5 protein-coding genes are annotated in these 9,017 nt (G+C 67.9%); 1 reads left to right on the forward strand and 4 read right to left on the reverse strand.

What is annotated here, in order from left to right:
• Positions 1-7: 7 nt before the first annotated feature.
• From RSO01_RS13890 to RSO01_RS13900, 4 genes are all read right to left on the reverse strand, one after another.
• The gene (locus tag RSO01_RS13890; protein WP_147149696.1) at positions 8-1,963 is read right to left on the reverse strand and encodes a hypothetical protein; all 1,956 of its coding nucleotides are present in this window, start codon (positions 1,961-1,963) and stop codon (positions 8-10) included.
• Positions 1,960-5,121: a hypothetical protein gene (locus tag RSO01_RS47230; RefSeq protein ID WP_170303044.1), complete on the reverse strand. Its 3,162-nt coding sequence runs from the start codon at positions 5,119-5,121 to the stop codon at positions 1,960-1,962. Before RSO01_RS47230 ends, RSO01_RS13890 begins: the two co-directional genes overlap by 4 nt.
• A 94-nt stretch (positions 5,122-5,215) precedes the next feature.
• Positions 5,216-6,025 carry a VOC family protein gene (locus RSO01_RS13895; protein WP_147149697.1) on the reverse strand — a complete coding sequence of 270 codons (810 nt, stop codon included), beginning with the start codon at positions 6,023-6,025 and terminating at the stop codon, positions 5,216-5,218.
• Positions 6,026-6,055: 30 nt separating this feature from the next.
• Positions 6,056-8,413 (reverse strand): thiamine pyrophosphate-binding protein, encoded by a 2,358-nt coding sequence (locus RSO01_RS13900; RefSeq protein WP_147149698.1) that lies wholly within the window; start codon positions 8,411-8,413, stop codon positions 6,056-6,058.
• A 99-nt stretch (positions 8,414-8,512) separates the two neighbouring features.
• Between RSO01_RS13900 and RSO01_RS13905 the strand changes: the two genes are divergently transcribed.
• Entirely contained in the window at positions 8,513-8,974 is a 462-nt protein-coding gene (locus RSO01_RS13905) for an Lrp/AsnC family transcriptional regulator (RefSeq protein ID WP_147149699.1), read from the forward strand.
• Positions 8,975-9,017 lie beyond the last annotated feature (43 nt).

Consider the following 9,017-nt stretch of genomic DNA (forward strand, 5'->3'; position numbering starts at 1 on the left):
GGAAACGTCAGGCGATGCCTGCCTTGGTTTTCAATGCAATGTGGGTTTGATCGAAGACGCCGTTCGTGCGCGTATGGATGTCGGCGGCAACGCGGTCGACCTGATGGTCGAGCACGTTGTAGAAGGCGGTGAAATCCCGCAGATGCCCGGCCAGTTCGTCCCGCGATACCGATTCGAAGACACCGAGCGGCGTCAGCGACAGGAAGTCCGAAACCGCCATGACCTTGGCGATGTCGATCGAATCGGTCGGCCCGACGCGCAGCGGGAAGGCGAGCAGGATGCGCAGCGCCTGCGCCTTGGCGTTCTTTTCGATGCGCTTGCGGATTTCTGCCCAGGTGAGCCAGTAATCGCGCAGGAAGACCTGGCGCTTGGCGTCGATCGGCTCGTGGCTGAACAGCACGGTCGAGCCCGCCGTGGCGACGGACTGGGTGAGCTTTCTGACGACGTCGTTCAGCTGCACCGCCTTGTCGGGCGCCCGCAACGGATCGCCCGGTCCGGCGAGTGCAGCGTAGATCGATTTGGCGAAGTGCGGCACCAGCTCATCTGAATCGTCACCGGCGGCCGGGTAGGACTCGGCCTGGAAGCGGACCATCCATTCGCGGATTGGCGTCGTCGTGAACTGCTCGTTGAACACGTCACGCAGGCGCCGGCTGAAATTGGTCAGGCCCTGGCGCTCCTCGGCCTGCCAGGCGATGCCATCGATCGTGATGCCCTTGCCGCCCAGCCGGCTGGCGAAGGCCGCCGTGGCATGCTTGACCGGCTCGTGGCGATCGACCCGCGCCGGGAAATCGCCGGCGGTGACCGGGCGGATATCGCTGCGCTTCTCGGGAGCAAGCGCGATCCAGCTCGCGTAGCGCGTATAGACCACGGGGCAGCCCCACCGGCCGCCGACGGTGCTGCCGGACACGTTCGTCAGCACCTTGCGAACGGCGTCGGCCAGGAGGGCATCCGGCGCGGTGCCGTCGCGCGCCAGGGATTCCAGGACGTGCAGGCCGATCAGGCGTGATTCCTCGACGCCGGCCACCGTGCGGTTGGCGATCAGGCAGGGAACCAGCGCCGAGAGCTCCTCGCCCAGCCCGAAGCGCGGCGCGCTGTTGCCGTGGCAGCAGTTGGCGAAGAAGATTTTGGGTCGCAAGCCCCTGGCGGCCTGGTCCTCGAGCACGCGACGGATCTGGGTCGGGCTCACCCGCGGCAGCTCGCCGGGATTGGCCCGGAACAGGAGCTGGCTGCTTTTGCCGTCGGACTCGCCGTGGCCGTAGAAATAAAGCACATGCGGCGCGAACCCGGCATCGAGCAGGGCGATCACATCCTTCCATCGACGCGCCACCTTGACGTTCTCGACGAAGGCGGCGGCGGAATAGCAGCTCTTCAGGGCGGCCAGAATCTCTTCCTCGTGCGCCGGCGCCTGATCCTTGTTCGGGTCGTAGCCGGGCGTTGCCGGATCGTCGCCGGCGATCATCAGCAGGATGCGCGGCTCGGGCGGGAACAGCACTTCCTCGCGCGCGAGTTCGGGCGCCCCGTCGAGCGTGACCACCCAGGGATTCTCCTCGTCGTTGATCAGGAACGACGAACCGCGAGCATCGGGCCGCGCCAGGAACGACCACGGCAGCCGCTCGAGCTCGCGCCTGACGTCGGCGCCACCGGGGCCGGGCCTGCAGCAGACGGCGATCTCCAGCCAGCCGCCTTCCTCGTTCAGGACCTTGGCGCCGCCCAGCGCCTCGAACAGGATCTCGCCGATCGCTTGCTGGGCGTAGACGGTGAAGAACTCCTGGACGTCGAAGAACTGGGTGGCCTCGGCATAGGTGTCGATGACCTCTCCCAAAGTGGAGGTGCGGCCCTCGCCGAGATCGATGGCGCGGCTGCGCGACAGGTCGATCGGGTGCGAACCAGCGCCGTCGATCCGGCTGACCAGGCGGGTCAGCGGGTCGATCGCGAGCTCGATGCGCACCTTGCGGTCGTTCATGACGCGGCCGGCGCCTCCTTGGCCGCAGCTTCCGGTTCGGCACTGGCCTCGGGCGAGGCCTGGGTGCTTTCCGCCGGTTCCGTCGCGAACTCGACCCGCTCCAGCTTCCTCACCTCCAGGCGTGGTGGCAAGGCCGTGGTGACGGCGATGCGGCGTCCGGCCAGCGTGGCCGCCGCCACGCGCGCCCCCTGCTCGGCCGAGAAGCCCAGGCTGTTCAGCAGCATGTCGGCTTCCGAGGCGACAATCGACATCCCGGCGTCGAGATCGATCACATCGACCAGATCGTTCATCGCCACCAGCACGGTCGTGCTGTTGGCCGTGACATAGAGCTGATGCGGCTCAGCCAGCACCTCGACCGGCCGCCAAGCGCGTTCGACGGCGCGCCGCGACGGCGACAGGTGGAGGTCGAGCGCGGCTATGTAGTGGCGGCCCGAGGCGCGCTCGGTATAGGCCGCGACGACCCGCGTCAGGCCGTCGCCGTCGGTGTTGCGGATCTCGAGGAACGCGCTCGCCAGGGCCGTGATCGGGCCGGGGAAGCGCGCGTCGAGCGCCGAGATCTCGGGCGATCCGTTGGGGCTCCTCTTGGGAACGGACAGCAGGGCGCCCGACGTGCAGCCGGCAATCATGAAATTCTCGGACACATCGGCTATGGCGCCGACCTCCTGCTCGGTCGGCACCGTCGATGTCTGCGGCTCATCGCCTTGCGCGAGCCGCCACATGACCCGGCGTCGGGGTAGCCAGGCCAGCACTTCTGCTCGCAAGGACGAAGCGCAGAGCAGGATCGGCTCATTCGGTTCGACGGAATCCCTCACGTCGTACTGCCGCCACCTCTTTGCCGGCTGTTCGCTGGTCGTCACCGATTCGCCCGTCTCCACGGCCTCGAACATGAAAGCGCCGATGCGGCCGCTTTCCGTGGCGAACCCAACGACCTTGTCGTGCGCCACGATCGTCCTCAACGGCCCGCCGACGTCGCCGATGGTCTCCTTCACCAGGCCGGACGAAACGTCGATCGACACGATGCGCACTCCCTGCGCCGGGTCGGTCGTGGTCTGCAGGATCAGCTCGTCGTCCTGGCCGAACGCCATCGCCGGCCGAAGCACCTGATGCATCAGCGGCTCGCCCAGCCGCAGCTCGGGAGTCGATATGTGCCACACCGGATGGTGCGGCGCCGGGCGCCTTTCCGGTGCCTGGGCCGAGCGCAGCAGCTCGAGCGATTCCGAGCGGCGCGGCCGTACCGGCAGGCGGATCGACGTCTCGTGCGTCTCGAAATCCGGTCGCCCGCCGGCGGTGGTCGGCACCAGCCGCTCGAGGAACTCCGCGATCGGCTCGTCGGCCAGCAGTCCCGACTGGCGGATGCGGCCGATCTCGGCCAACGCCTCATCCGGCTTGCGCATCACTTCGACGTTCTGGATCGAGAGCTGCCAGCTCGCATGCGCGGTGTCGCCGGCGTCGGCGGCGGGCTCGTGCTGCTCGATGATCTTGCGGACGTGGCTGATCACCTTGTCCTTGCGGCTGGGCGCCTCGAGCGTGGCCAGCTCGGCGATCAGCAGGCTGCGCACGCGGCTGTCGAAGCGCAGGCCCTCGGCCGCCACCGTCGTGCCGGGCAGCGCCGCCAGCCGCGACAGGGCGATCCACGGCACGCGCTCGTGGAAGGTCGCCCGGATCGATTCGGCCAACGCCAGCGAGACGGGTTCGACCAGCGCGCAATGGCGCGCCCAGCCGATGGCGCCGCCCAGGATGGCGTGGACCTCGCCGGCCAGTCCCGAGTGGCGACGCCGGCCGAGGGCCGCCCCGGCCGTGCGCGCCCGCGCGCCGATGCCGCGGACGGGTGCATAGGCGACGCGTAGCGCTTCCTCGGTCGCTTCGCCGGTCGCCTCGTAGATCGGGATGCGCGCATTGCGCAGCGGGTCGAGGCGCGAATCCCACAATTCTCGATCGCGGTCGTCGAACCAGAAGGCGCGGCCTGCCATGCCGAGCCGTGCCAGCAGCCGGGCATCGGCGCTTTGCCAGAGATTGCAGTCGCTGAACACCATGGTGACGGCGTAGCCGGAATCGTCGATCAGGCTTTCGATCTCGGTGGCGAGCGCGGTGCGGCGGGCGGCTTCGCCCGGCCGGTCGGCGGCGCGGTGCAGCGATCCGCTGAACGACCGGCGGACGACGTCGAAACCGCGGCGGTTGAGCCCGTGGGCAAGCTCCTCGGGGATCGAGTTCCAGAGCCGTGCCGACGAATTGGCATCCTCGAGGATGACGATCAGCGGCAGCACGCGCCGGCGCGGATGCAGGATCGTCACCATGCCGGCGCCAGCGATGACGGCGGAAATGGTGCGGTCGATGTCGAGCTCGCGCAGTTCCTCCTCGCCGTTGGCATAGACGAAGAGGTCGACGATCGTGCGCAGTCGCTCGGGGTCGAGACGCGGCGGCAGCGCGCCGCCGACGGCCCCCATCCGGAAGGTGAAGCGTGGCGTCCCGGCTGGTTCGCGATGGAAGGTCGGATCGGATTTGGGCCTGGCGAGTCCGTCTTCGTCGACCCGTCGGCGTGTGATCAGGCGCAGGACCATCAGGATGGGGCCGAGCAGGGCGGCGCCGGCGAAGGCGGCGAACAACCAGGCGACCGGCGGCGCCTCCTCGGCGGTCTGGCTTCCGGCAACCGTCACGGCCGCTTCGCTGGTGTCGTACAGCAGGTAGGCGATCACGGCGCAGGGAACGAAGGCGAGCAGCGTCCAGCCCAGCTTGTCGGCCGGCAGGGCGCGCCGGACTACCCTCACGATTTTTTTCGGTGGAGAGGCGGTCTCTGGCGGCGGCGGGCTGTCTTTGCGGCGCTGCCCGGCGGGTTCGTCCGGCTTGCCGGAAACGGGCGCCTCGGTAGCGTCCTGCGGCGGACCGCCCGGCGACAGCGCCGCGTCCGGTTTCAACGGGGCGATCTGGTTCTCGGTGAAGACCAGGTCGAAGACGGCGTCGAACAGAGTGCGGTCGGCCGGGCCGGCGATGAACAAGCCGGCCAGGATGCCGCGCAGCCGCTCACGCGCCCAGGTCGGCTGCTGGGCGACGACGAACAGCGCCTGCTCGTACTCGCGTGGGCCGACGCGAACGCCAGCCAGTCGCAAGCGCGCGGCAAAGACCGCGATCGGCCAACTGCTCTGGTCGTGCTCCCCGCTCACGGCGATCCGCCTGGCCGTGGTTGTTGAAGGATTAGCTACCCCTTCGTATCACGACGGCGATGACGAGTCGGTGAGATTTCGCACGTTCGCTGCTTTATGGCGGGGTCGGCTGGTGGAACTCCAGCCACAAGCCGTGGGCCGCGTTCGGGCCAACCCACAAGCTGCGGCCCTCGCATCCGGGCGGCCGTGCGATGGCTACCCGGCCGGTTTCGAGGACATGTCGAGCAGCCTGCAGGTCCCTGACCGTTAGCGTCACGCCGACGATCGATCGACCGGGCACGAGCTGAACCTTTGCGGGCAGGAAGACGACCCGCGCTTCCGGCAAGGAGTAGGCGGCTGCATCGGCGCCGAATGGACTGCAAACCGGTGCTTCTACCGGGTTGGCTCCCAGCAGAGGCAGCAAGCGGCGTTCGGCTTCCGCGCCTGCCAGCCAGACGCCGGAAAGGGCGAACGCCGTGTTGGGATGAGCGAAATGCTCAGGCCGGTCGGTCGGCGAGTGCTGCCGGCGGGAGAAGAACACTCGCTCGAGTGACAGGTTCTGCAACGCAAGCCGCTCCTTCAGCGCCTTCGGGTTCGAAGCGAAAAAACCGAGAAAAGCTGGCCCGTCTCCCCGCTGCAGCCACTCGATATAGTCGGATGAGAGTGCGTCCGATGCCGAAAGCGCCGTGATGAGCTCGATTTCGGTGCCGTCCGGGAACTTGGCGTGCGTGTTGCGCAGCCCGTTGGCGTGCGGCCGGCCCGGCTTCAGGACGAAGCCGAGCGCTTCGAAGTCGGCTTGCGCCTGCTCCAGATCCTTCACGGCGAGGGGAATGTAATCCAGGCCGCGAACGACGGCGTCCTCAGCCGCAGCGGCCGTGGCCGACAACAGGAAGGCGATCCACGATAGGCAGCGAAGCAACGGCATGAGCCATGCTTCGCCGCGCCGTGGTGAAGGTCAAGCGATGGAACGGGCCACGGCGTCGACGATCGCCGCCGCATCGAGCTTGTAGGCACGGTAGAGGTCGGGAATGTCGCCGGACTGTCCGAAGGCCTCGATGCCCAGCGGCACGACGCGCTGGCCGCGCACCGAGCCCAGCCACGAGAGCGCCAGCGGATGGCCGTCGAGCACGGTGACCAAGCGGGCGTCGCGTGACAGCGGCGCCAGCAGGCGCTCGACCGGCGCTGCGCTTCGATCGACCAGGCCTGCCGTCCGACCACGATTTCGCTGGGCCGAAAGCCAGTCGGCATGCAGGCGGTCGGGCGATGTCAGCACTAGAAGGCCGGCGCCGACGAAATCGCGCGCCACGTTTTCGTGCGCGGCGATCGCCTCGGGCGTGACGGCGCCCATTGCGACGATGGCGACGTCGCTGCCCGGCTCGGGCGGGGCGTACCAGTAGCCGCCGGCGACGATGTCGGACTCCTGCCCGGGCGTCAGCGTACGCTGCGGCTGCGGCAGGCTGCGGGTCGACAGGCGAAGGTAGACCGAGCCGCCCTTGTCCAGCTGCATGTATTGCAGGCCATGGCGCATCAGCACGGCGAGCTCGTCGACATAGGCGGGCTCGTACGAGAGCAGGCCGGGCTGGCCGATGCCAATCAACGGCGTATGGATGCTCTGATGCGCGCCGCCTTCCGGCGACAGGGTCACGCCCGAGGGCGTGGCCACGATCATGAACCGCGCATCCTGGTAGCAGGCGTAGTTCAGGGCATCGAGGCCGCGGGCGATGAAGGGGTCGTACAGTGTGCCGATCGGCAGCAGGCGGGCGCCGAACAGCTGGTGGCTGAGCCCCATCGCGGCGAGCTGGATGAACAGGTTGTTCTCGGCGATGCCGAGCTCGATGTGCTGGCCGCGCGGCGTCTTGCGCCAGAGCTGGGCCGACACGACCTTCAACTCGCGGAAGACGTCTTCCGCCTCGGTGTGTGCCCACAGACCACGCCGGTTCACCCAGGCACCGAGGTTGGTCGAGACGGTGACGTCGGGCGAGGTCGTGACGATGCGCTTGCTGAGCTCGCTGTCCTCGGCCGCGATGGCGTTCAGGATCTTGCCGAAGCCCGCCTGCGTGCTCGATTCCTTGTCGTTGGGCTTGGGCAGTGCTGCAGGGATCGCCACGACCGGCGCCTCGGTGCGGCGGCGGCCCTCGGCGTTGAACGGCGCTTCGGCCAGGAACTGTTGCAGCTCGGCCGGCGTCGCCTTGAGGCCTGCGAACTTGTCCCACTCCAGGCCGTCGGCGATGGCCATGCCCTTCTTGAAGCCCGCCATCTGGTCGAGCGTCATCAGGCCGGAATGGTTGTCCTTGTGGCCGGCGAAGGGCAGGCCCTGGCCCTTGATGGTGTAGGCGATGAAGCAGGTCGGCTGGTCGCCCTCGACGCCCTCGAAAGCATCGAGCACGGCCTGCATGTCGTTGCCGGCGAGGTTGGTCATCAGCCGGTGCAGCGCCTCGTCGTCGTGCTGGTCGAGGATGCGGCGGATGCCGGGATACTGGTTGAGGTCGCGCGTCAGCGCCTCGCGCCAGCCTGCGCCGCCCTTGAACACCAGCGCCGAATAGAGCGAGTTGGGGCAATCGTCGATCCATTGCCGCAGATGCTCGCCATCGGGCTGGGTGAAGGCGGCTTCCAGAAGCATGCCGTACTTCAGGGTGACGACACGCCAGCCGACCAGCTCGAACATCTCGCCGATGCGGCCGAACAGGCGGTCGTTGACCACGCCGTCCAGGCTCTGGCGATTGTAGTCGATCACCCACCACAGGTTCCGCACGTCGTGCTTCCAGCCTTCGAGCAGCGCCTCGAAGATGTTGCCTTCGTCGAGCTCGGCATCGCCGACCAGCGCCACCATGCGACCCGTCGGCCGCTTGCCGTCACCGAGTTCCTTCAGGCGCACATAGTCCTGCACAAGGGAGGAGAAGAGCGTCATGGCGACGCCGAGGCCCACCGAGCCGGTCGAGAAGTCGACGTCGTCCACGTCCTTGGTGCGCGAGGGATAGGACTGCGCGCCGCCCAGCCCGCGGAAGTGCTCGAGCTTCTCCTGCGTCTGATGGCCGAACAGGTACTGGATGGCGTGGAACACCGGCGAGGCGTGCGGCTTCACCGCCACGCGATCCTCCGGCTTCAGCACCGAGAAGTAGAGCGCCGTCATCACCGTCGCAAGCGAGGCGCATGAAGCCTGGTGGCCGCCGACCTTCAGCCCGTCGCGGTTGGGCCGCAGGTGGTTGGCGTTGTGGATGGTCCAGGCGCTCAGCCACAGGACCTTGCGCTCGAGCTCGCGCAGGAGCCGCAGACGTTGCGCCTTCAACTCTTGAACAGGGGCAATCGTGGTCATGGGCACGGCATACGCCTGGCTCGGGGGAAAGTCCTTGCGTTTGGACCCTTTGGGGGTCTGTATAGGGTAGAATTGCGCCAAAAGTAGGAAATTTAAGCAATGATCTCCCTTGATGCCATCGACCGGCGCATCCTCGACCATCTGCAGAAGGACGGCCGGGTGAGCAATGCCGACCTCGCCGGGCAGGTCGGGCTCTCCTCTTCACCGTGCTGGCGACGGGTCAAGGCGCTGGAGGAGGCAGGTGTCATCAAGGGCTATGCCGCGCAGGTCGACGCCAAGTCGGTCGGCCTGTCGGTCAACGTCTTCATGAGCGTGTCGCTCTCGACCCAGAACGAGAAGGCGCTGCAGGCCTTCGAGCGCGCCGCGGCAGCGCGACCCGAGGTCATGGAGTGCTACCTGATGACGGGCGACAGCGACTACCTGCTGCGCATCGTCGTGCCCGACCTCGAAGCCTATGAGCGCTTCGTCATGGACTTCACCAAGATCGCGGGCATCGCCCAGATCAGGAGTTCCTTCGCCCTGCGCACGGTAAAGCAGGGCGCGGCATTGCCGCTCGGGTGATGTGACGGGAGCGCGGGCCTCTGGCCCGCTCATGATGCGGGCC

The sequence above is a fragment of the Reyranella soli genome (genome assembly GCF_007992495.1).
GTDB classification, from domain to species: Bacteria; Pseudomonadota; Alphaproteobacteria; order Reyranellales; family Reyranellaceae; genus Reyranella; species Reyranella soli.